This window comes from Kitasatospora sp. NPDC001603 (assembly GCF_040298365.1).
Lineage (GTDB): Bacteria > Actinomycetota > Actinomycetes > Streptomycetales > Streptomycetaceae > Kitasatospora.
In genome coordinates, this window is record NZ_JBEPAA010000014.1 from 47,123 (window position 1) to 67,858 (window position 20,736).

At 74.3% G+C, this 20,736-nt stretch carries 16 protein-coding genes and 2 pseudogenes; 6 read left to right on the forward strand and 12 right to left on the reverse strand.

From position 1 onward, the window contains the following. Positions 1-59: 59 nt before the first annotated feature. The 3 genes and pseudogenes from ABT263_RS12070 (at position 60) to ABT263_RS12080 (ending at position 3,484) form a co-directional block, all read left to right on the forward strand. On the forward strand, positions 60-1,337 hold the full coding sequence (locus ABT263_RS12070) for a DUF5919 domain-containing protein (protein ID WP_329487159.1): 1,278 nt from the start codon (positions 60-62) through the stop codon (positions 1,335-1,337). Positions 1,338-1,458: 121 nt separating this feature from the next. Beyond that, a pseudogene (locus ABT263_RS12075) lies at positions 1,459-1,881 on the forward strand (GNAT family N-acetyltransferase); the annotation flags it as partial. 901 nt (positions 1,882-2,782) lie between these two features. Further along, a complete protein-coding gene (locus tag ABT263_RS12080) occupies positions 2,783-3,484 on the forward strand; it encodes an exonuclease domain-containing protein (protein WP_352290295.1) in 702 nt (233 codons plus the stop codon). A 247-nt stretch (positions 3,485-3,731) separates the two neighbouring features. On the opposite strand, the gene ABT263_RS12085 is transcribed toward ABT263_RS12080, so the two are convergent. The 3 genes and pseudogenes from ABT263_RS12085 to ABT263_RS12095 form a co-directional block, all read right to left on the reverse strand. Next, positions 3,732-4,808 (reverse strand): polysaccharide deacetylase family protein, encoded by a 1,077-nt coding sequence (locus ABT263_RS12085; protein WP_352290297.1) that lies wholly within the window; start codon positions 4,806-4,808, stop codon positions 3,732-3,734. A gap of 125 nt (positions 4,809-4,933) precedes the next feature. Further along, positions 4,934-5,827: a phosphotransferase enzyme family protein gene (locus tag ABT263_RS12090; RefSeq protein ID WP_352290299.1), complete on the reverse strand. Its 894-nt coding sequence runs from the start codon at positions 5,825-5,827 to the stop codon at positions 4,934-4,936. A gap of 171 nt (positions 5,828-5,998) precedes the next feature. Next, positions 5,999-7,389: pseudogene (locus ABT263_RS12095) on the reverse strand (MMPL family transporter). A 551-nt stretch (positions 7,390-7,940) separates the two neighbouring features. Here ABT263_RS12095 and ABT263_RS12100 point away from each other — a divergent pair. The 3 genes from ABT263_RS12100 to ABT263_RS12110 all read left to right on the forward strand — a co-directional run bounded on the left by ABT263_RS12100 (position 7,941) and on the right by ABT263_RS12110 (position 12,444). Continuing rightward, entirely contained in the window at positions 7,941-10,115 is a 2,175-nt protein-coding gene (locus tag ABT263_RS12100; protein ID WP_329487155.1) for an MMPL family transporter, read from the forward strand. 297 nt (positions 10,116-10,412) lie between these two features. Beyond that, positions 10,413-10,616 (forward strand): cold-shock protein, encoded by a 204-nt coding sequence (locus ABT263_RS12105; protein ID WP_329487154.1) that lies wholly within the window; start codon positions 10,413-10,415, stop codon positions 10,614-10,616. Positions 10,617-10,773: 157 nt separating this feature from the next. Beyond that, positions 10,774-12,444, forward strand: coding sequence for a DEAD/DEAH box helicase (locus ABT263_RS12110; RefSeq protein WP_352290301.1), 1,671 nt, complete (start codon positions 10,774-10,776; stop codon positions 12,442-12,444). 126 nt (positions 12,445-12,570) lie between these two features. Here the strand turns inward: ABT263_RS12110 and ABT263_RS12115 are convergent, their stop codons facing one another. The 9 genes from ABT263_RS12115 to ABT263_RS12155 form a co-directional block, all read right to left on the reverse strand. Then, a complete protein-coding gene (locus ABT263_RS12115; protein WP_352290303.1) occupies positions 12,571-13,377 on the reverse strand; it encodes a sirohydrochlorin chelatase in 807 nt (268 codons plus the stop codon). Between the two features lie 20 nt (positions 13,378-13,397). Then, on the reverse strand, positions 13,398-14,300 hold the full coding sequence (locus ABT263_RS12120) for an ABC transporter permease (protein WP_329487152.1): 903 nt from the start codon (positions 14,298-14,300) through the stop codon (positions 13,398-13,400). Next, positions 14,287-15,090, reverse strand: a complete 804-nt coding sequence (locus ABT263_RS12125; protein ID WP_352290305.1) for an ABC transporter ATP-binding protein — start codon at positions 15,088-15,090, stop codon at positions 14,287-14,289. The genes ABT263_RS12120 and ABT263_RS12125 overlap by 14 nt, the downstream gene beginning before the upstream one ends. A gap of 247 nt (positions 15,091-15,337) precedes the next feature. Next, positions 15,338-16,510 carry an aliphatic sulfonate ABC transporter substrate-binding protein gene (locus ABT263_RS12130; RefSeq protein ID WP_352290307.1) on the reverse strand — a complete coding sequence of 391 codons (1,173 nt, stop codon included), beginning with the start codon at positions 16,508-16,510 and terminating at the stop codon, positions 15,338-15,340. 268 nt (positions 16,511-16,778) lie between these two features. Next, the gene (locus tag ABT263_RS12135; RefSeq protein ID WP_352290309.1) at positions 16,779-18,104 is read right to left on the reverse strand and encodes a sulfate adenylyltransferase subunit 1; all 1,326 of its coding nucleotides are present in this window, start codon (positions 18,102-18,104) and stop codon (positions 16,779-16,781) included. After that, the gene (gene cysD, locus ABT263_RS12140; RefSeq protein WP_352290311.1) at positions 18,105-19,043 is read right to left on the reverse strand and encodes a sulfate adenylyltransferase subunit CysD; all 939 of its coding nucleotides are present in this window, start codon (positions 19,041-19,043) and stop codon (positions 18,105-18,107) included. It lies immediately after the preceding gene. Further along, positions 19,040-19,621 carry an adenylyl-sulfate kinase gene (cysC, locus tag ABT263_RS12145; RefSeq protein WP_352290394.1) on the reverse strand — a complete coding sequence of 194 codons (582 nt, stop codon included), beginning with the start codon at positions 19,619-19,621 and terminating at the stop codon, positions 19,040-19,042. Before cysC ends, cysD begins: the two co-directional genes overlap by 4 nt. 73 nt (positions 19,622-19,694) lie before the next feature. Then, positions 19,695-20,396 carry a phosphoadenylyl-sulfate reductase gene (locus tag ABT263_RS12150; RefSeq protein WP_352290313.1) on the reverse strand — a complete coding sequence of 234 codons (702 nt, stop codon included), beginning with the start codon at positions 20,394-20,396 and terminating at the stop codon, positions 19,695-19,697. Continuing rightward, positions 20,377-20,574: a hypothetical protein gene (locus ABT263_RS12155; protein ID WP_329487146.1), complete on the reverse strand. Its 198-nt coding sequence runs from the start codon at positions 20,572-20,574 to the stop codon at positions 20,377-20,379. Before ABT263_RS12155 ends, ABT263_RS12150 begins: the two co-directional genes overlap by 20 nt. Positions 20,575-20,736 lie beyond the last annotated feature (162 nt).

Genomic DNA, 20,736 nt, shown 5'->3' on the forward strand with positions numbered 1-20,736 from the left:
AGACCCGACCGACGATCCGGCAGACCACCGGCTCCGGCAGCAACCAGGTGAGGTGGCGCATGGTGTACCCCGCCGGCGGCCGTGGCGGTGGGCCCGGCGGCCCCGACCGGGGCGGCGCCCGCAGCGAGGCCCCGACGGTCGTCATGCGCCCCGCCATGACCGGCCGGGCCGTGGTGCCGGCCCAGGGCGGCCCGGTCGAGATACCGGCCCTCGCCTGGTCCGGCGCCGAGTGGGAGGACGCCTACCAGCGGGTCCGGCTGGCCGGGCGGGCGTACGTCTGGCTCAACCTGGTCGAGCAGCGGCTGCGCTCCCTCGTCGACGAGGTGCTCTACCCCATCTACGCGCCCGCCCACGGCGAGGACTGGGTGACGGCCGCGGCCGGCCCGGCCGGCGAGGAGTGGGCCCACCGGGCCGGCGCCGTCCGCGAGGTCAGCCGCCGCAAGGGCTACCTGCTCGACCCGGCCGACGACGACCCGCTGGTCTTCCTCACCCTGCCCCAGCTGCGCGAGCTGATGGTCCAGCACTGGCCCTGCTTCGACCCCTACCTGGCCGACCGCCGGGAGATCGAGCTGGCGCTGGACGAACTGGAGGTGGCCCGGCACGTCGTCTCCCGCAACCGCGTCCTCACCCCGACCGTGCTCGCCCAGACCGAACGCGCCGCCGCCCGGCTGCTCGCCGTGCTGGACGGCGGGACCGGCGGCGTCCCCGCCGACGTCGTCGAGTCCCTGGTGGCCGGCCGGTACGCGGACGTGGTCGCGGTGCACGCCGACCGGGTCCGGCTCCAGCGCGACCTGCCGGTGGAGGACCTGCTGGACGGCGCCCGGCGGCTGGACGCGCTCGGCATCGGCCTCGGCATGCTCTGCCAGAACTACACCGGCAAGCGCCTGGTCCGCCTCGCCACCGACGGCTGCCGGGTCCGGCTGCTCTTCCTCAACCCGGCGAGCAGCGCCGTCCGCCGCCGGGAACGCGAACTGGGCCTCGGCCGCGGCGAGCTGGCCCGTTCGATCGAGATGAACATCATGCACGTGCGCCGGGTCCGGGCCCGGCTGCGCGACCAGGGCGGCTTCGAGATCCGGGTCTTCGACGAGACCCCGCGCTTCACCGCCTACCTGGTCGAGGGCCCGCGCCCGTCCGGCCAGACCGGCGGCCCCCGCCGACAGACCCGGGACCTCGGGGTGGTCCAGCCCTACCTGCGCCGGGCCCGCGGCATGGAGTCGCCCGCCCTGGTCCTGCGCGGCGGCGCTGGTCAGCAGCCGGGCGGCACCGACGCCGGGCTGCTGGAGGTCTACCGCGAGGAGTTCGAGGGCATCTGGGGGGACTCCCGGCCGGTCTCCTGAGCGGCCGGCGGGCCGGTTGGCGCGCAGGGGCCGGGGCCGCCGCGAAACCGGCCGGCCCGGTCGGCCCGGCCGGCCGGGCCGCTGGAAGACTGCCCCGGTGACCACCACCCCCGCCTGGACGATGCGCCCCGCCACGACCGCCGACCTCGAACCCCTGGTCGAGCTGCGCGCCGTGGTGCTGCGCCCCGACCTCGAACGGCTCGGCCGCTACGACGAGCACCGGGTCCGGCGGCGGCTGCGCGACTCCTTCTCCACCCGCTGGACGTCGGCCGTGCTGGTCGGCGGCGCCCTCGCCGGCTGCGTCACCGTCCGCCCCGACGGGCCGGGCGGGCGGCTGCTGGAGCACTTCTACCTCGCCCCGGAGCTCCAGGGCCGGGGCGTCGGCTCCGGCGTCCTGCGGTCCGTCCTGGCCGAGGCCGACGCCGCCGGCGAGCCGGTGCGGCTCGACGTCCTCCGGGGCAGCCCCGCGCGCCGCCTCTACGAGCGGCACGGCTTCACCCTGGTCTCCGAGGACCAGGTCGACGTCCGGCTGCTCCGCCGGCCCGTCGGCTCGCCCGCCGCCGCCCGGCTGCGGGACCGGGCCCTGCTCTGGACCATCGGCGAGCTGCGGGCCCGCGAGGTGGTGGAGGCGGCCTGCGGGGCCCTGGCCGCCGGGCTCGACACCCCGGCCCTGCGGGCCCTCGCCGCCTGCACCTACGGGGAGGCGGACGCCTCGGTCGCCGAGCTGCTGGCGCCGGCGCTCGCGGAGCTCGGACTCGACCTCCCGCCGGTCGACAGCCGCTCCGCCGAGCGGGCGGGGCTGGTGGCGCTGGCCGCCCGGCTGCTGACCGGCGAGCTGACGCCGAGGGAGCTGGCGCACGCGGCGCACCGGCGGTGGGGGCACGAGGACGGGCCGGCCGAGGCGCTCGCCCTCCTCGACGACGACTACGACCTGCTCGGCCGCAGCACCCGGACGCGCGGCGAACTCGACGAGGAGGTGTGGGCCGAGGCCCGCCGGCTGACCGCGCACACGGGGGCCGGGGCGGGGGCCGGGGCGTCGGCCGCGGCGGCGAACTGATCCGCGGGCGCCGGGCGTCCCGCCACCACCGCCGAAGCGCCGCCGCCGCGTCGGTCGGAAACCGGCGGACTCGGCCCGCTCGGGGCGGCCCCGGGTGGCCGCCCACCGGTCCCGGCGGGCTGCCGACCGGCCCTGGGCCAGGGGCGGAGCCGTCATGGCCGCGTCGGTCAGCCGCCGTCCGGACCGGTCGCCGGGCCACTCGCGGCGGGCCACCGCCGCTGGGCACTTCGCCGGTCTCCACCGGGCCCGGGACGGTGCCGGCGGGCCGGGCCGGAGCCTGCCCGGCGGGGCCCGGGGGCGGTGCCCGCCCGCCCCACCGGCGGCGTTGTCGGTGGCCCGGGCGATGATAGGGGCTGTTTCGACCAGCAGGACGGAAGGACACATCCCTATGAGCTGGTGGCAGCAGCCACTGGTCGGCTTCGACCTGGAGACCACGGGCACCGACCCGACCGTGGACCGCATCGTCACGGCCGCCCTCGTGGACACCGTCGGAGCCCGCCGGCTGAGCGCCACCGGCTGGCTGGTCGACCCGGGTGTCCCGATCCCCGCCGAGGCGGAGGCGATCCACGGCATCGGCGACGAGCTCGTCCGCAGCAAGGGCCGCCCGGCCAAGGCGGCGGTCGACGAGATAGCCACCGCCCTGTGCGAGCGGCTCGCCGCCGGTCACCCGGTGGTCGCCTTCAACGCCCCCTTCGACCTCTCGCTGCTCGACGCCGAGCTGCGCCGCCACGGCCTGGCCCCCTTGGCCGAGCGCCTCGGCGGTCCGGTCGCGCCGGTCCTCGACGCCCTGGTCATCGACCGGGCCGTCGACAAGTACCGCAAGGGCTCGCGCACCCTCCAGCGGGTCTGCGAGGTGTACGGGGTCGAGCTGACCGACGCCCACGAGGCCGGCAGCGACGCCCTCGCCGCCGTCCGGGTCGCCGTCGCCCTCGCGGAGCGGTACCCGGCCGAGGTCGGCGAGGTACCGCTCGCCGTCCTGCACACCCGCCAGATCGACTGGTACCGGAGCTGGGCGGAGGGCCTGGAGGCCTGGCTCCGCCGCGGCAAGGACCCGCAGGCCGTCATCGACCCGCGCTGGCCCCTGCGCTGAGGGCCTGACCGCCGGAGCACCCGGCCGCGCGGGCCGGGCCGACCGGGCCTCGCGCCGCGTCGGGCACCGGCCCGGTCGCGTGGGACGGCGATCAGGTCCGCCGACCGGGTGGCCGGCGGCGGGGAGCCGTCGCGCCCCGTACCCGGTGTTCAACCGCTGTCCGGGCGCGTCGGGTTGATCGGTCGCCCGGTGCGGAGCGGTGACCACCGGGCCGGGCTGTCGCGAGGCGTTCGGCCGGTCGGCCGGGTCAGCGCGCGGGGAGGTCGAAGCGGTAGCCCTGGGCGATCAGCCAGGGGAGCAGCTGCTTCAGCGCGGCGACGGTCTGGCTCCGGTCGCCGCCGCCGTCGTGCATCAGGATCACGCCGCCGGGCCGGAGTTGGCCCTGCACGGTGGAGACGATCGAGGCGACGCCCGGGCGGGACCAGTCGCGCGGGTCGACCGACCAGCCGAGCGGGCGCAGGCCCTCGGCCGCGGCGATGTGCTGGTTGTCGGCGGTGAACCCGCCGCCGGGGGCCCGGAACCAGGCGACCTCGGTGCCCGGCCCGCCGGCCCGCACGATCATGTCCCGGCCGCCGGAGATCTGGGACGCGGCCGTGTCGTGCGAGAGCGGGGCGAACGGCAGCGGGTGGCTCACGGTGTGGTCGCAGAGCCGGTGGCCGGCCGCCCGGATCCGCTTGACCATGGCGGGTTGGGCGGCGGCCTGCTGGCCGATCTGGCAGAACGTCGCCTTGACGCCGTACCGGGCCAGCAGGTCCAGGACCTCGCCGGTGGCGGGGCCCGGCCCGTCGTCGAAGGTGAGCGCCACCGTCCGCCCGCCGGAGGCGGTGGAGCGGACGACCGAGGTGGACACCCCGGTCGCGGGCGGGGCCGGCGGGGCCGGTGTCGTCGTGGGCGGCCGGGTGGCCGGTGCGGTGGACGGGGTCGTGGCGGGCACCGGGGTCTTGGCGGGCGCCGGGGTCTTCGAGGGCGCCGGGGTCCGGGGAGGAGCCGGGGGCTCGGGCGTGGCCGGTCCGCCGGTCGCGGGCTTCGCAGCCGGGACGGCGTCGCCCGGCGGGGTGACGGCGGGGGCGCTGCCCGACGGCGCGGGCGAGGACGTGGACGAGGACGCCGAGGAGGACCCGGAGGGCGACGCGGACGGAGCCGGGGCGCCGGTGCCCGAGGCGCTCCCCGACGCGGTGGTGCCCGGCTGCGGCTGCAGCGCCCCGTTGGCGGTGCCGCAGGCGGCCAGGGCGAGTGAGGCGAGCACCGCCACGCAGCCCACGAGCAGCCGGCGGCGGCGTCGGACGGAGGGGGCGGGACGCTGCGATGTGGTGTGCTCCGGCATGGCTGCGGCTCCTGAGGCACTGGGCGGCTACCGGTCCCCGATCAGGGAGACTGTCCGACAAGACGCCCGTCGGACCGCCCCGGTTGCACGCCGGAGCCGCCGAGCCCGCGCGGAGGGCGGCAGGCTCAGAACGGGTACCAGCGCACCCCGGTGGCGCCCTCGCGCAGCGAGTCGACCCGCCGGCGGAACTCCGCCAGCGCGGCCGGGTTGCCCGGCGCCTGCTGGGCCACCCAGGAGGCGCTCGCCGTCTCGCGGGCGCCGCGCAGCACCGCGAAGCCCGCCCACTCCCGGACGTCCCAGCCGTACGCCTCGGTGAACGCCCGGTACTCCTCGGCCGGGACGCCGTACCGGTCGTGGCTGAGCGCGAGCACCACCAGGTCGTGCTCGCGCAGGTCGTGCGAGGCGTACTCCAGGTCGAGCAGGACGGGCCCGTCCGCCCCGACGTGGACGTTGCGCGGCAGCGCGTCGCCGTGGATCACGCCGGTCGGCAGCTGCGCGGGCAGGCCGGGCAGCGCGGCGGCGAAGTCGTCGCGGCGGTCCCGGAGGAAGGCGACGTCGGCGGGGTCGACGTGCCCCTCGGCGGAGGCCAGCCAGCGCTCGACGGGGGCGAGGAGGTCCCGCCGGGCGAGCGGGAAGGGCGGCAGCGGCAGCCGGTGGAGGGCGAGCAGCAGCGGCGCGAGGTCCACCGGCCGGGCGGGCCGTTCGGCGGGGGCCAGCCGCTCCCAGAAGGTCACGGGGTGGCCGTCGACGACGTTCGGCTCGGGCGGGACGGCGTCGTACGGGCGGACCACCGGGATGCCCCGGTCGGCCAGCCAGCGGGCGAAGCCGAGCTCCCGCCCGGCCCGGTCGGACAGCTCGGGGCCGCGGCCGACCTTGGCCACCACGGCCGGGTCGCCGAGGTCGAAGACGGCGTTCTCGCCCAGGGCGAGCAGCCGGGCGCCGTCGGGCTCGGGCAGGCCGGCGGACGCGCAGGCCCGGGCGAGCAGCAGCCGGGCGCGGCCCTCGTCGAAGGGGATCATGGGGCTGCTCCGTTCCGCGGGACGCCTGGACGGTGATCATCATGACGTACGCGGACCGGGCCCCGCGCGACGCGGGGCCCGGTCACGGCCGGCGGCCGGTGGACGGCGGCCGGGTGACGGCCGGTGGACGGCGGGGTGCCGGCGGTGGTGTCAGACCCCGACCCGGCGGTGTCAGACCCCGACCCGGCGGTGCCGGGCACGCTCGGGTTCGGCGGGCCCGGTGGCGGTACCGGGGCCGTGGACCGCTGCGCCGACCGGCGGGAGGCTCCCGCCGTGCGAGAGCTCGGGCAGCCACCGCAGCCAGGCCGGCAGGTACCAGTTGCGCTCGCCGAGCAGGGTCATCACCGCGGGCAGCAGCACCGCGCGGATCACCGTCGCGTCGATCAGTACCGCGACGGCGAGGCCGACGCCCATCTGCTTCATCGCCTGCATGGAGAGGGTGCCGAAGACCGCGAACACCGCGACCATGATCACTGCCGCGCTGGTGACCACCCCGGCGGTGAGAACCGGCCGCCGGTGCCGGCGGTGCCGGGGCGGCGCAGCCGGCCGAGCAGCGGGACGCGGCCCTTCTCGACCCGGTCGCCCAGCATGGACAGCAGGGCGGGCAGCACGGTGAGCGAGCCGAGCACGGCGGTGACCACGACCACGATGGTGGCGTAGGCCATCGCCTGGAACTCGGCCATGCCGGTGAGGAACATGCCGGCCATCGCGACCACCACGGTGACCCCGGAGACCAGCACGGCCCGGCCGCTGGTGGCGGCGGCGACCGCCAGCGCGGTCTCCAGGTCCCGCCCGGCGGCCCGCTCCTCGCGTTCGCGGCGCAGGTAGAAGAGGCAGTAGTCGACGCCGACGGCCAGGCCGACCAGCAGCATCACCGAGCCGGCGCTGTCGGTGGTGTGCAGGACGCCGCTGCCGAGCGCGACCAGTCCGCCGGCCGCGACGAAGGCGGTGACCGCGAGCACGACCGGCAGGACGGCGGCGACCAGCGCGCCGAAGGCGACCAGCAGGATGCCCAGCGCGAGCGGGACGGCGGTCCACTCGGCGCGGGTGAAGTCGCTGGAGAACTGCTCGTCGATCCACTTGCCGGAGCTGGCGTCGCCGAGTTCGGCCACGGTGAGGTCCGGGTGCTGCCGCTGGACGGCGGCGACGGCGTCCAGCACGGCCGTGACGTTCTTCACAGCCACCTCGTCCCCGCCGGCGACGTTGAACCGGACGAGGACGGAGCGGCCGTCCGCCGAGACCGCCCCGGTGTCGTACGGGGAGCGGACGTCGGTGGCCCGGCCGGTGCCGGTCACCCCGGCGAGCACCTGGTCGACGGCGGCACGGAAGGCCGGTGCGTCGGCGGTCGTGGTGGCACTCTGGACCAGCACGGTCTCGCTCGCCGGGGCGGTCAGCCCGGCGTCGTCGAGGATCCGCGCGGCTCGGGAGACCTGGCCGGGCATCGCCTCGGAGTCGGCGACCTCGGTGCTGCCGTGCAGTCCGCCGAGGTAGGCGGAGAGGACGACGAAGAGCAGCCAGCCGAAGACGGCTGCCTTTCTGTGCCGGGCGCTCCAGGCGCCCATCGCGGCGGCGAGGCCGAGCTTGGTCTTCACGGAGTCGTTCCCCCTGGGAGAGCGGCGGTCGTCGCGGGGCGAGAGTGCCGTCGGAGAGCCGGCCGCCGGAATCGGGCGCCGGTGTGCGTCCGGCGTCACAACCGACAGTAGGGAAGGGGCCGTTGAGCAGGTATCCGGCTGGCGGGGGAGTCGTCCCGGGGGTCTGCCACGGGGGCGGGGTGGGGTTCTCCCTACCGGGGAACCCTGACTTCTCCTCCCTCAGAGTGGGTGCGAACTCCACCCTGAGGGGGAGTGGTCTCCACCCCGAGCACGAGGTGAGAGGGCCGCTCGGCGGGTGAAGATGGTGCGGGGCGGCTGGACGGCGTCCCTGAGGGGGTTGGTCTACGGGGGATATTTGCTTGCCGGTCGGCAAGCAAGTTCTCGTATGATGATGTCCTCATCTCACTTACCTGCCGACCGGCTAGGGGCGGGCCTCGTCGCCATGCCCTGCCGGTCCTCCGTCGCCCGGAGTCCCGTCCCCAAGGGCTGGCGGTGAACCATGCCCAGGAGGCATCACGAGCATGTTCCACCGACTCGGACATTTCGTCGTCCGTCGCGCCTGGTGGGTGATCGCGGCATGGGTTGTCGCGATGATCGCGATCGTGGCCGGCGCGCCGACGATCACCGCACAGACCGACGAGGCTTCCTTCCTCCCCAAGCACTACGAGTCCATCCAGGCCTCGGCGCTCCAGGAGAAGGCGTTCCCGGCCAACTTCACGCCCTCCGCGATGGTGCTCTTCGAGCGCAACGACGGCGCCGCGATGAACGACGCCGACAAGGCCGCCATGGCCAAGATCGTCCAGGGTCTCTCGGACAAGAAGATCGCGGACGTCGAGAAGGTCATCCCGGTCAGCGAGCAGACGACGTCCAAGGACGGCAAGTACGCGCTCGCGCCGATAGCCATCGACAAGGCCAAGCAGCAGTCCGAGGACTTCGGCGAGGCCGCCAAGCACCTCCGCGAGGAGGGCAAGTCGCTCACCTCGGGGACCGACCTGAAGTTCCAGCTCGGTGGCGCCGCCGCCCAGGCGCTGGACCAGAAGGAGTCCTCCGGCTCGGCCGACGCGCTCATCGCGATGTCCACGGTCGTCCTGGTCGCGCTCATCGTCGGAATCATCTTCCGCAGCGTCCTGGCCGGACTCCTGCCGATCCTGATCTCGCTGGTGGTCGCCATGCCGACCGCCAACGGCGTGATCGCCTACGCCACCAAGGCGTTCGGCCTGGAGAGCACCCCGGTGCTGTCGGCGATCCTGATCGTCGTCGTGCTCGGTGTCGGCACCGACTACTTCCTCTTCCTGGCGTTCCGCTACCGCGAGCGGCTGCGGGCCGGGGACGACCGCAAGGAGGCCGTGGCCAACGCCGTCGGCCGGGTCGGTGAGGCGATCGCCTCGGCGGCCGGCGCCGTCACCGTCGCCTTCGCGGTGCTGATCCTCTCCAGCCTCGGCATGTTCAAGGCCCTCGGCCCGGCCCTGGCCATCGCGGTGATCGTCACCGCGCTCGCCTCGCTCACCCTGGCCCCCGCCGTGCTCGCGGTCATCCCGGCGCGCGGTGTGTTCTGGCCGGGCAAGAAGTGGATGAACGAGCCGGGCAACGCCCGCTTCACCGCGCTCGGCCGCATGGTCGAGAAGCGCCCCGCCCTGGTCGCCCTGGCCTCCGGCGGCGTGCTGGTGGCGCTGTCGGCCGGCGCCCTGGGCTACAACGGCACCTTCGACCTCGCGGGCAGCTCCATGCCCAAGGACAAGGAGTCGATGGTCGTCCAGGACAAGCTGATGAACGGCTTCTCGGCCGGCGCGGCCGACCCGAGCCACGTCTACCTGACCAGCACCGCGGGCACCAAGCTCGACCCGGCCGCGTTCGAGGGCTTCGCGGCCAAGCTCGGCGGCGTCCACGGGGTGTCCCCGGTCGCGGCGAAGCCCCAGCTCAGCGAGGACGGCACGACGGCCGACTTCACCGTGCTGCTCAACAACGAGCCGTCCAGCAACGCGGCGATCGACTCGGTCACCGAGCTGCGGGAGGTCGCGCACAGCCAGGCGCCGACCGGCACGGAGGCGAAGGTCGGCGGTCTGACCGCCGTCTACAAGGACATCAACCTCGCGATGAACCACGACTACAAGCTGGTGTTCCCGGTCGCGGGTCTGCTGATCCTGCTGATCCTGGGCCTGCAGCTGCGCAGCGTGGTCGCCCCGTGGTACCTGATGGTCTCGGTCGGGCTCGGCTTCACGGCCACCCTCGGCTCCGCCACGCTGCTCTTCCAGAAGCTGGGCAGCGAGAGCGGTCTGATGTTCATGCTGCCGATCCTGATCTACCTCTTCGTGGTGGCGATCGGGACGGACTACAACATCCTGATCATCGCCCGCCTGCGGGAGGAGGCCCGCGCGGGCCGCAACCCGCGTGAGGCGGCCCGTGAGGCGCTGCGCCACGGCGGCCCGACCGTCGCGGCGGCCGGGTTCATCCTGGCGGCGTCGTTCGCGACCTTCATGCTCGCGGGCAACGTGTTCATGCTGGAGTTCGGCTTCGCGATGGCCTTCGGCATCGCCCTGGCGGCCTTCGTGATGGCGCTCTTCTTCACCCCGGCGCTCACCGCGCTGATCGGCCGCGCCGCCTGGTGGCCCGGCCACGGCGCCGACGACCAGCACCAGTCCGGCCCGGCCCCGGTGGCCGGTTCGCACGGTGTGCCGGAGCCGGCCGGACGGCACTGACCGCCCCGTCGCACCGCACAGCACGCGGCGTCCGCTTCGGCGGGCGCCGCGTGCCCCCTTTGCGGCGCGGGCAAACGTGACGTGCCAGGCAAAAAGTCCCCGGTCAATCGGGGTGGCGCCGTGCTACAGTCGACTCAGTTGCAGTTTTGGTTCCCATGAACGTTTGTGTGCGCCTGCTGGTTCAACCCAACAGGCGCATTTGTTTTGTCCGGTGTTTCAGTCTCCGGATGGGGATCGCGGCTACTTGGGGTCCACGAAGTGTGGGCTCTGATGCCCCAGTTTTTTGAGGAGACGGTTATGGCTACCGGCACCGTGAAGTGGTTCAACAGCGAAAAGGGCTTCGGCTTCATCGAGCAGGATGGTGGCGGCGCTGACGTGTTCGCCCACTACTCGAACATCAGCGCTCAGGGCTTCCGTGAGCTCGTCGAGGGCCAGAAGGTCGAGTTCGACGTCACGCAGGGCCAGAAGGGCCCGCAGGCCGAGAACATCCGCGTCATCTGAGTCCAGCTTCCGAGCTGACTCGCGATCTCGCGTAGCGAGGGCCCGTACCGCACGGTGCGGGCCCTCGTGCATGCCGCCGAACGGCCGGGGCGGCGAATTCCCACCCGACGGCCGACCAGCCCCGACCGGGCTGTGCCTCCCCTCGGATGGAGAATCCATGACCACCCCTGCCCGCGCACCCCGTGACAACGAGCGCGGCGGCGACCGTTCGCGCAAGCCCCGCACCGGCGGAGGCGCCCGCAACGGCGGCGCCCCCCGTGCGTCCCGCGGCGGCGCCCCGCGCAACAGCGCCCCGCGCGCCGCCCAGGCGCCCGCCGACTTCACCGTCGTCCAGGGGGGCACCCCGCCGCGGCCCCCGGCGGCCACCTTCGGCGAGCTGGACCTGCCCAAGGGCATCCTCAGCGCGCTCACCCGCGAGGGCGTCACCGAGCCGTTCCCGATCCAGGGCGCCACCCTGCCGGACTCCATCGCCGGCCGCGACGTGCTCGGCCGCGGCCGCACCGGCTCCGGCAAGACGCTCGCCTTCGGCCTGCCGCTGCTGGCCCGCACAGCCGGCAAGCGCGCCGACTCCCGGCACCCGCTGGCCCTCGTCCTGGTGCCCACCCGTGAGCTGGCCCAGCAGGTCACCGAGGCGCTCACCCCGTACGCCACCGCCGTGAACCTGCGGATCGCCACCGTCGTCGGCGGTATGTCGATCACCCGGCAGGCCAACGCCGTGCGCCGGGGCGCCGAGGTCCTGGTCGCCACCCCGGGCCGACTGGACGACCTGATCAACCGCGGCGACGTCCGACTGGGCGACGTGGCCATCACCGTCCTCGACGAGGCCGACCAGATGGCCGACATGGGCTTCCTGCCGCAGGTCACCAAGCTGCTGGAGCAGGTCGCCGAGGGCGGGCAGCGGATGCTGTTCTCCGCCACCCTGGACCGCAACGTCGACCGGCTGGTCAAGCGCTTCCTGACCGACCCGGTCACCCACTCGGTCGACCCGTCGGCCGGCGCGGTGACCACCATGGACCACCACGTGCTCCAGCTGGACCCGGCCGACAAGGCCTCCGCGACCGCGCACATCGCCTCGCGCGACGGCCGCGTGATCATGTTCGTGCACACCAAGCACGGCGCCGACCGCCTCGCCAAGCAGCTGCTGGCCAACGGCGTGAAGGCGGCGGCCCTGCACGGCGGCAAGTCCCAGCCCCAGCGCAACCGGGTGCTCGACCAGTTCCGCGACGGTCTGGTGACCGCGCTGATCGCCACCAACGTGGCCGCCCGCGGCATCCACATCGAGGGCCTCGACCTGGTCGTCAACGTGGACCCGCCGATCGACCACAAGGACTACCTGCACCGCGGCGGCCGCACCGCCCGGGCCGGCGAGTCCGGCACGGTCGTCACCCTGGTCCTGCCCGACCAGCGGCGCGAGGTCAACCGGCTGATGACGGTCGCCGGCATCCGCCCGACCACGACGAAGATCCGCCCGGGCGACGCCGAGCTGACCCGGATCACCGGTGCCCGCACTCCCAGCGGCGTACCCGTCGCGGTGGTCGTCCCGGCTCCGGCCGCCGCTCCGGCCGCCGAGGCCAAGGCCGGCGCCCCGCGCCGCCGCCCCGTCAAGCGCTCGGGCCTGCCCACCGACGTCGACATGAACGGCAACCCGCGCCGCCCCCGTCCGAAGCAGCGCCTCGGCGGTGCTGGTGCCGGCGGCGGTCAGGGCGGCGGCGGCAGCCGCCAGGCCGCGGGCTTCATCGGCCGCTCCTCCGGCCGCCCGGCGCCCGGCTCGGGCTCCAAGACCGGCGCCAACTACGGCACCGGCCGCCAGCGCCGCAAGACCGACTGAGTCCCTCCGGACGCGGACGAGGACGAGGACGAACGGCCCGGCTCCCCTCGGTGGGGGAGCCGGGCCGTTCGCGTGCGCCGGCGGGGGCGCGGTCCGGGGCGTCCCGGCCGGCTCCGGCCGGGACGCTCAGGCGCTGGCGCTGAGCGCCGGTGCGGCGACGGCCTCGCGGCAGGCCCCGAGGTAGCGCCTGAGCACCAGGCGGGCGATCTCGGGGGCGGCGCCGAGGACCTCGGCGAGGACGTCCGCCTCCGCCTCGGCCGCGGCGTCCGCGATCCGGTCCGGCAGCAGACCCGGGGCGAGCAGGTAGGGCGCGACGGCCACCCGGCGGGCCCCGGCCGCCCGCAGCTCGGCGGCGGCGGCGGGGACGCGCGGACCGCCGGCGGAGGCGTACGCGACCTCGATGCCGGCCCAGCCGCGGGTCCGGCGCCACTCGGCGGCCACCGCCCGGGTGGCGGCGTCGGCGGCCGGGTCGGAGGAGCCGGCCGCGGCCAGCACGACACCGGTGCGGGCGCGGACGGTGGGGGAGCCGACGGCCAGCCCGGCCCCGGCGAGGCGGCGGTCCAGCGCGGCGAGCAGCAGTGGGGAGGGGACGGGGAGCGGCCCGGTCGCCGGCGCCGCGTCCGCGACGCGCGGTCGCGCCGGGCCCAGCACGTCCGCGACCGGCAGGTCGGCGCCGGCGGCGCGCAGGGCGGCGGGGATGTCGTGCTTGGCGTGGAAGGCCCGGTTCAGCAGCAGCGGAACGGCCACGGCCGCCGGCAGCCGGCCGGCCACCTGCGGGATCCGCGGCGCGCAGTGGTCCAGGTACGCGGTGGCGACCTCCAGCCCGGGGCGCAGCGCCCGGACCTGCTCGACCACCCCCGCCACGGTCGCGGCGTGGCGGGGGTCGCGGCTGCCGTGGGCGATCAGCAGGAGCGGTCGATCCGGTGCAGACATGATCACAGGAGCCTCGATGGTCAGCGGGCCGTGCCCACCAGGCCCCGGTTGCGCAGCACCCGGCGCTCCAGCGGGGCGAAGAGCAGGAGGTCGATGGCGATGCCGACGAACAGGACGAGGATGATGCCGAGGAGGACGCCGGACATGCTGGCCGACTCCCGCTGGTTCTCCAGGAACCGGCCCAGGCCCAGGCCCAGGTCGGGGGAGGAGGCGACGAGTTCGGCGGCCATCAGCGAGCGCCAGGAGAACGCCCAGCCCTGCTTGAGGCCGGCCAGGTAGCCGGGGAGGGCGGCCGGCAGCAGGATGTGGCGGGCGTTCGACAGGCCGGTGGCGCCCAGGGTGCGGCCGGCCCGGAGGAACAGCGGCGGCACCTGGTCGATGCCGGCCACCAGGCCGTTGGCGATGGAGGGGACGGCGCCGAGCAGGATGACGGCGTACATCATCGAGTCGTTGATGCCGAGCCAGATGACGGCGGCGGGCACCCAGGCGACCGAGGGCAGCGACTGCAGGCCGGAGAGCACCGGCCCGAGCGCGGCCCGGACCGGCTTGACCCGGGCGACCAGCAGACCGATCGGGGTGCCGATCACGACCGCGATCAGGAAGCCGGAGATACCGCGCCAGACGCTTGTCCAGATGATGCTGAACAGCGTCCCGGCCTCCCAGAGCTCGACCAGCGAGCGCCAGACGTCGGCCGGGCTGGGCAGCTTGTAGGAGGAGGTCAGTTCGAGGCTGTAGGCGCCCTGCCAGAGCGCCAGCACGAGCAGCAGCCCGAGCAGCGGCGGCAGCGCCTTCGTCCGCAGGATCTCGCCGAGCGGCACGCGCCGCACCTGGACGGCGTCCAGCGCGTCCAGGCCGGCGCCGACGTCGGCGATGTCCGCCGGCCGGTCCTTGGCCAGGGTGGTGGTGCTGTCAGTGCTGGCCATGGCGGCGGATCTCCCCACGCAGTTCTTCGGTGATCTCGATGGACAGGTCGGCGACGCCGGCGGACTCGATCCGGCGCGGCTGCGGCAGGTCGATCCGCCACTCGCGGGCGACCCGGCCGGGGCGCGAGGAGAGCAGCACCACGCGCTGGGCGAGCCGGACGGCCTCCCGCACGTTGTGCGTGACGAACAGGACGGAGAGCTTGTGCTCGGCCCAGATCCGGGTGATCTCGTCGTGCAGCACGTCCCGGGTGATGGCGTCGAGCGCGGCGAACGGCTCGTCCATCAGCAGGACCGAGGCGCCCTGGGCGAGCGCGCGGGCCAGTGCGACGCGCTGGCGCATGCCGCCGGAGAGCTCGTGCACGCGCTTGCCGTAGGAGCCGCCCAGCCGGACGAGTTCGAGCAGCCGCTCGGCCTCGGGGCGGCGCTCGGGGCGGGGCACGCCGGCGAGCTTGAGCGCGAGTTCGATGTTCCTGCCGGCGGTGAGCCAGGGGAACAGCGCGTGCTCCTGGAACATCAGCGCGGGGCGTCCGCCGGTCACCTCGATCGAGCCCGCGGTGGGCTTGTCGAGGCCGGCGACCAGGTTGAGCAGGGTGGACTTTCCGCAGCCCGAGGCGCCGAGCAGCGTGACGAACTCGCCGGGCGCGACATCGAGCGTGATGTCGTCCAGGACGTGCGTGGCGGCACCCGGGCGGCCGAAGGACTTGTGCACGTGCGAGATCCGGACGGCGGGCGAGCCGCCGCGGGTGTCGACGCCGACGGCGTCGTCCGAGGTGGTCAGTGCCGGGGTCATCCGGGCACCTCCTGCATCTGGGGGCAGCTCCCGGCCGGGGGCCGGGGGCGGTCATGGGCCCCTCCTGCCGGTCGGCGGGCGAGGAGGGCGGGTGGCGAAGGAATCGGGGCCGGGGTCCGGCCCCGCCCGTCCCGTGTGCTTTGGGGGCATCGATCGGGCATCGACCGGGCGGGCGGGGAACCGGACCTCGGGGCTTGGGTGCGGCGGGGCTTCCGTGCGCCGTGGGTGGCGCGGGTGCCGCGCGGTGCTACTTGGCGCCGAGCCCGGCGTCCGCCACGGGAGCCTGGCCCTTCTCCTTGAGCACCTTGTTGAGCAGCGTCAGGTCGTAGATCCCGGCCAGGTTCGGCTTCTTGAGCAGGCCGGCGGTGACGGCGTGGTCGGCCTCGGCCTGCAGGGTGCCGGCCAGCGGGTCGTCCAGGAAGTCGATGTCGGCCCAGGCCGGGTCGAGGATCTCGGCCGGCAGGGCGTTGCCGGCCTCCTTCTTGATGGCGGCGTTGGCGTCGGCCTTGGCCTTGTCGGAGTTGGCCTTGATGAAGGTGTTGGTGTTCACCGAGCCGCGCAGCACGGCCTCCACCACGTCGGCGTGCTCCTTGAGGAACTTCTGCGAGACGATGATGTTGGTGATCACGAACTTCTTGTCCGGCCAGACGTCCTTCTCGTTGAGCAGGACCTTCGCACCGAGGGTGACCAGCTTGGACGCGGTCGGCTCGGGCACCCAGGCGCCGTCGATCGAGCCGGAGCTGTAGGCGTCCGGGGTGACCTTGTTGTCGGTCCGCACCACCGAGACGTCGCCGGCGCCGGTGTCGGGGTTGACCTTCAGCCCCTTGCCCGCCAGGTAGTTGAGCAGCGCCACGTCCTGGGTGTTGCCGCGCTGCGGGGTGGCGATCTTCTTGCCCTTGAGGTCGTCCAGGCTCTGGACCTTCTCGGGGTTGACCACCAGCTTGACGCCGCCGGAGGCCGAACCGCTGATGATCTTCAGCGACTCGCCGTTGGACTGGCTGTAGCCGTTGATCGCGGGGGAGGGGCCGATCCAGCCGATGTCGATGGAGCCGGCGTTCAGCGCCTCGATCTCGGCCGGACCCGCGTTGAAGACCTGGGTCTTGATCTGGGTGGCCCCGAGCTCCTTCTGGAAGAGGCCCTCCTGGAGCCCGACCAGCGGGGTGCCGTGGGTCAGGTTGGCGAAGTAGCCGATCTTGACCGTGTCGGCGGAGAGCTTCGCACCGGAGGCGGAACCGCCCGCGGCGGCCGCCGCGGCGGGCTTGTCGTCCTCGCTCTTCGAGCCGTAGCCGCAGGCGGAGAGCAGCGCCACCGCGGTGAGGCCGGCGACGGCGGCCGCGGCGGAGCGTCTGATCCGGTCGGCGGCCGGGTGTGTGGGCCGATCGGGGAGGGTGGCGGGCGCGAGTGCGTGGTTCGGTGCCATGGGCGAAGTCCTGTTCACGGGCGGACCGTCGCGGGGACGGTCCCGGGCGGGAAGGGTCGGGTCGTGCTCGCGGCATCTGGGGATGCCGGGCAAGCCGGGTCGGTGCGCTGCACCAGCTGTGGGGTGGGACAGCGGCCGGCCCGGTGACAGGGCTCCGGTCAGCCCTGTCGGCCCGCACATCGGGTCAGGCCGCCCTGGCCGCTGCCGAGGACGCCGCTGCCGATGCGGCCGCCTTCCTTGTCCATGCCCGAGAACGCCTCGCGGGGCATCAGACCCAGTCCTCCTCGTCGGGTGCGCCGGACGCGTCGGGGCGCACGGTGTCGAAGGCCTCGCCCGCCATGCCGGCGGTGAGGGTGGTGCCGTCGGCCGGGTCGATCAGCAGGAACGAACCGGTCCGGCGGTTCACGCGGTAGTCGTCGAGGGCCAGCGGCTCGGCGGTGCGCAGCACCACGTGGCCGATGTCGTTGACCTCCAGCCCCTGGGCGCCGGAGCGCTGTTCGAGGCTGTCGATGTCGATGCGGTAGGAGATCGCCTTGACCAGCGCGCGCACGGTGCGGGTGGTGTGCTTGAGCAGCACCTTGTCACCGGCGCGCAGCGGGCGCTCGCTGAGGTGGCTGACGGTGGCCTCGATGTCCTTGGTGGGCACCGGGACCGGGCCGGCCGCGATCAGGTCGCCGCGGGAGACGTCGATGTCGTCGGCGAGGCGGACGGTCACCGACTGGGGGGCCCAGGCGAGGTCGGTCTCCGCGCCGAGCGCGTCGATGCCGGCGACGGTGGTGGTGTGGCCCGAGGGCAGCACCGTCACCGGGTCGCCGACCCGCAGCACGCCGGAGGCCAACTGGCCCGCGTAGCCGCGGTAGTCGGGGTGCTCGTCGCTCTGCGGGCGGATCACGTACTGGACCGGGAAGCGGGCCGGCTCGACGCTCGGGTCGCTGCCGACCGGCACCGTCTCCAGGTGCTCCAGCAGGGTCGGGCCGCCGTACCAGTCCATGTGGGCGGACGGCTCGACCACGTTGTCCCCGGCGAGGGCGGAGATCGGGACCGCGACCACGTCCCGGACGCCGAGCGAGGCGGCGTAGGCGGTGAACTCCTCGGCGATGGCGGCGAAGACGGGCTCCGCGTACTCGACGAGGTCCATCTTGTTGACGGCCAGCACCACGTGCGGCACCCGCAGCAGCGCGGCGACGGCGGCGTGCCGGCGGGTCTGCTCGACCACGCCGTTGCGGGCGTCGACCAGGACGACGGCGAGTTCGGCGGTGGAGGCGCCGGTCACCATGTTGCGGGTGTACTGCACGTGCCCGGGGGTGTCGGCGAGGATGAACCGCCGGCGGGGGGTGGCGAAGTAGCGGTACGCGACGTCGATGGTGATGCCCTGCTCGCGCTCGGCGCGCAGGCCGTCGGTGAGCAGTGCGAGGTCGGGCGCTTCCTGGCCGCGGCTCAGGGAGGCGCGCTCGACGGCCTCCAGCTGGTCGGCGAGCACCGACTTGGAGTCGTGCAGCAGCCGGCCGACCAGGGTGGACTTGCCGTCGTCGACGGAGCCGGCGGTGGCGAAGCGCAGCAGGGCGGTGGCGCTGGTCCGGGTGGTGGTGCTCATTTAGAAGTATCCCTCGCGCTTGCGGTCTTCCATCGCGGCCTCGGAAAGCTTGTCGTCGGCCCGGGTGGCGCCGCGTTCGGTGAGGCGGCTGGCGGCGATCTCGGCGATCACGGCCCCGATGTCGGCGGCGTCGGAGTCGACGGCGCCGGTGCAGGACATGTCGCCGACCGTGCGGTAGCGGATCAGGCGCCGCTCGACCGGCTCGTGCTCCTTGGGGCCGCCCCACTCGCCCGCGGTCAGCCACATGCCGCTGCGGGAGAAGACGTCGCGCTCGTGCGCGTAGTAGATCTCCGGGAGCTCGATGCCCTCGCGCTCGATGTACTGCCAGACGTCCAGCTCGGTCCAGTTGGAGAGCGGGAAGACGCGCACGTGCTCGCCGACCGCGTGCCGGCCGTTGTACAGCGACCAGAGCTCGGGGCGCTGGCGGCGCGGGTCCCAGGCGCCGAACTCGTCGCGCAGGGAGAAGACGCGCTCCTTGGCGCGGGCCTTCTCCTCGTCGCGGCGGCCGCCGCCGAAGACGGCGTCGAAGCGGTTGCGCTCGATGGCGTCCAGCAGCGGGACGGTCTGCAGCGGGTTGCGGGTGCCGTCGGGGCGCTCGCGCAGCCGGCCGTCGTCGATGAAGTCCTGGACGTGGGCGACGTGCAGGCGCAGGTTGTGCTCGGCCGCCACCCGGTCGCGGTACTCGATGACCTCGGGGAAGTTGTGGCCGGTGTCGACGTGCAGCAGCGAGAACGGGACGGCGGCCGGCCAGAAGGCCTTGAGCGCCAGGTGCAGCATGACGATGGAGTCCTTGCCGCCGGAGAACAGGATCACCGGGCGCTCGAACTCCCCCGCGACCTCGCGGAAGATGTGCACCGACTCGGCCTCCAGCGCGTCCAGGTGGGACAGCGCGAAGCCGCTCTCGTCGGTGTGGACCAGGCTGTCGGTCGCGGTGGTCACGCGAGACCCCTCTCGGTCAGGAAGGCGTGGAGTTCGGCGGCGCTCTCGGCCACCTCGCGGCCCTGGGTCTGGAGCCGCAGCTCCGGGTCCACGGGGGCCTCGTACGGGTCGTCGACGCCGGTCAGGCCGGAGAGCTCGCCGGCCGCCTGCTTGGCGTACAGGCCCTTGACGTCGCGCTCGGCGCAGAGCTCGACGGGGGTGGCGACGTGGATCTCCAGGAAGCCGGTGCCGTGGGCGGCGTGCCGCTCGCGGACCGCCGCCCGGGAGTCCGCGTAGGGGGCGATCACCGGGGCGAGCACCTTGACGCCGTTGGCGGCGAGCTTCTCGGCGACGAAGCCGATCCGGGTGACGTTGGTGTGCCGGTCCTCCCGGGTGAAGCCGAGGCCCTTGGAGAGGAACTCGCGGATCTCGTCGCCGTCCAGGACCTCGACCCTGTGGCCCTCGGCCCGCAGCCGCTCGGCCAGGGCGAAGGCGAGCGTGGTCTTGCCCGCACTCGGGAGCCCGGTCAGCCACACGGTGGCGCCGCGCTCGCAGGGGGCGGCCGCGGGGGCCGCCTCCGCGGCTCCGTCGGCGGCCAGGGTGGTGGCTGTGCTCACGGTGGGTTCTCCAGACGGGTGGTGACGGTGGATCGGTGGTGGGGCGGTGGCTCGTTCAGAGGTGGATGCCGCACTCGGTCTTGCCGGAGCCGGACCAGCGGCCGGCCCTGGCGTCCTCGCCCTCCTCGGGCTTGCGGGTGCACGACAGCGGCGAGCAGCCGACCGACGTGTAGCCCTCCCACAGCAGCGGGTTGAGCAGGACGCCGTTGGCGTTGACGTAGGCGTCCACGTCCTCCTGCGTCCAGCGGGCGATCGGGGCGATCTTGACCTTGCGGCGCTTGGCGTCCCAGGCGACCACCGGGGTGCCGGCCCGGGTGGGCGACTCGTCGCGGCGCAGCCCGGTGGCCCAGGCGTCGTAGCCGCCGAGGCCGCGGTTCAGCGGTTCGACCTTGCGCAGCGAGCAGCAGAGGTCCGGGTCCCGGTCGTGCAGGGCGGGCCCGTACTGGGCGTCCTGCTCGGCGACCGTCTGCAGCGGCTTGAGGGTGATGAGGTTGACCGGCATCACCGCGGCCACCGCGTCCCTGGTCCCGATGGTCTCGGGGAAGTGGTAGCCGGTGTCCAGGAAGACCACGTCCACGCCGGGGAGGACCGAGGAGGCGAGGTGGGCGACGACCGCGTCCTCCATCGAGGAGGTGACGCAGAACCGCGCGCCGAAGGTGTCGACGGCCCAGGCCAGGATCTCCTGGGGGGTCGCCTCCTCCAGCTCGCGGCCGGCGGCGGTCGCGATCGCCTCGTAGTCAGTCGTCGTGCCGGTCATGTGACGTACCCCCGTCGGTCGCCGTGGTCCTGTCGGGTGCCGAGAGCAGGCCGAGGAACTTCAACTGGAAGGCCCGGCGGCAGCCGTGGCACTCCCAGGCGCCGTGCCCGGCCTCGGAGGGGCGCAGGTCCTCGTCGCCGCAGTACGGGCAGAAGAACGGTGCCGCCCGCTCACTCATTGCCCACCTCGCTGCGCTCGGCGTCCGCTTCGCGAGACACGCCCCTGCCCCATGATTCGCTCGCTGCGCTCACTCATTGCCCACCTCGCTGCGCTCGGCGTCCGCTTCGCGAGACACGCCCCTGCCCCATGATTCGCTCGCTGCGCTCACTCATTGCCCACC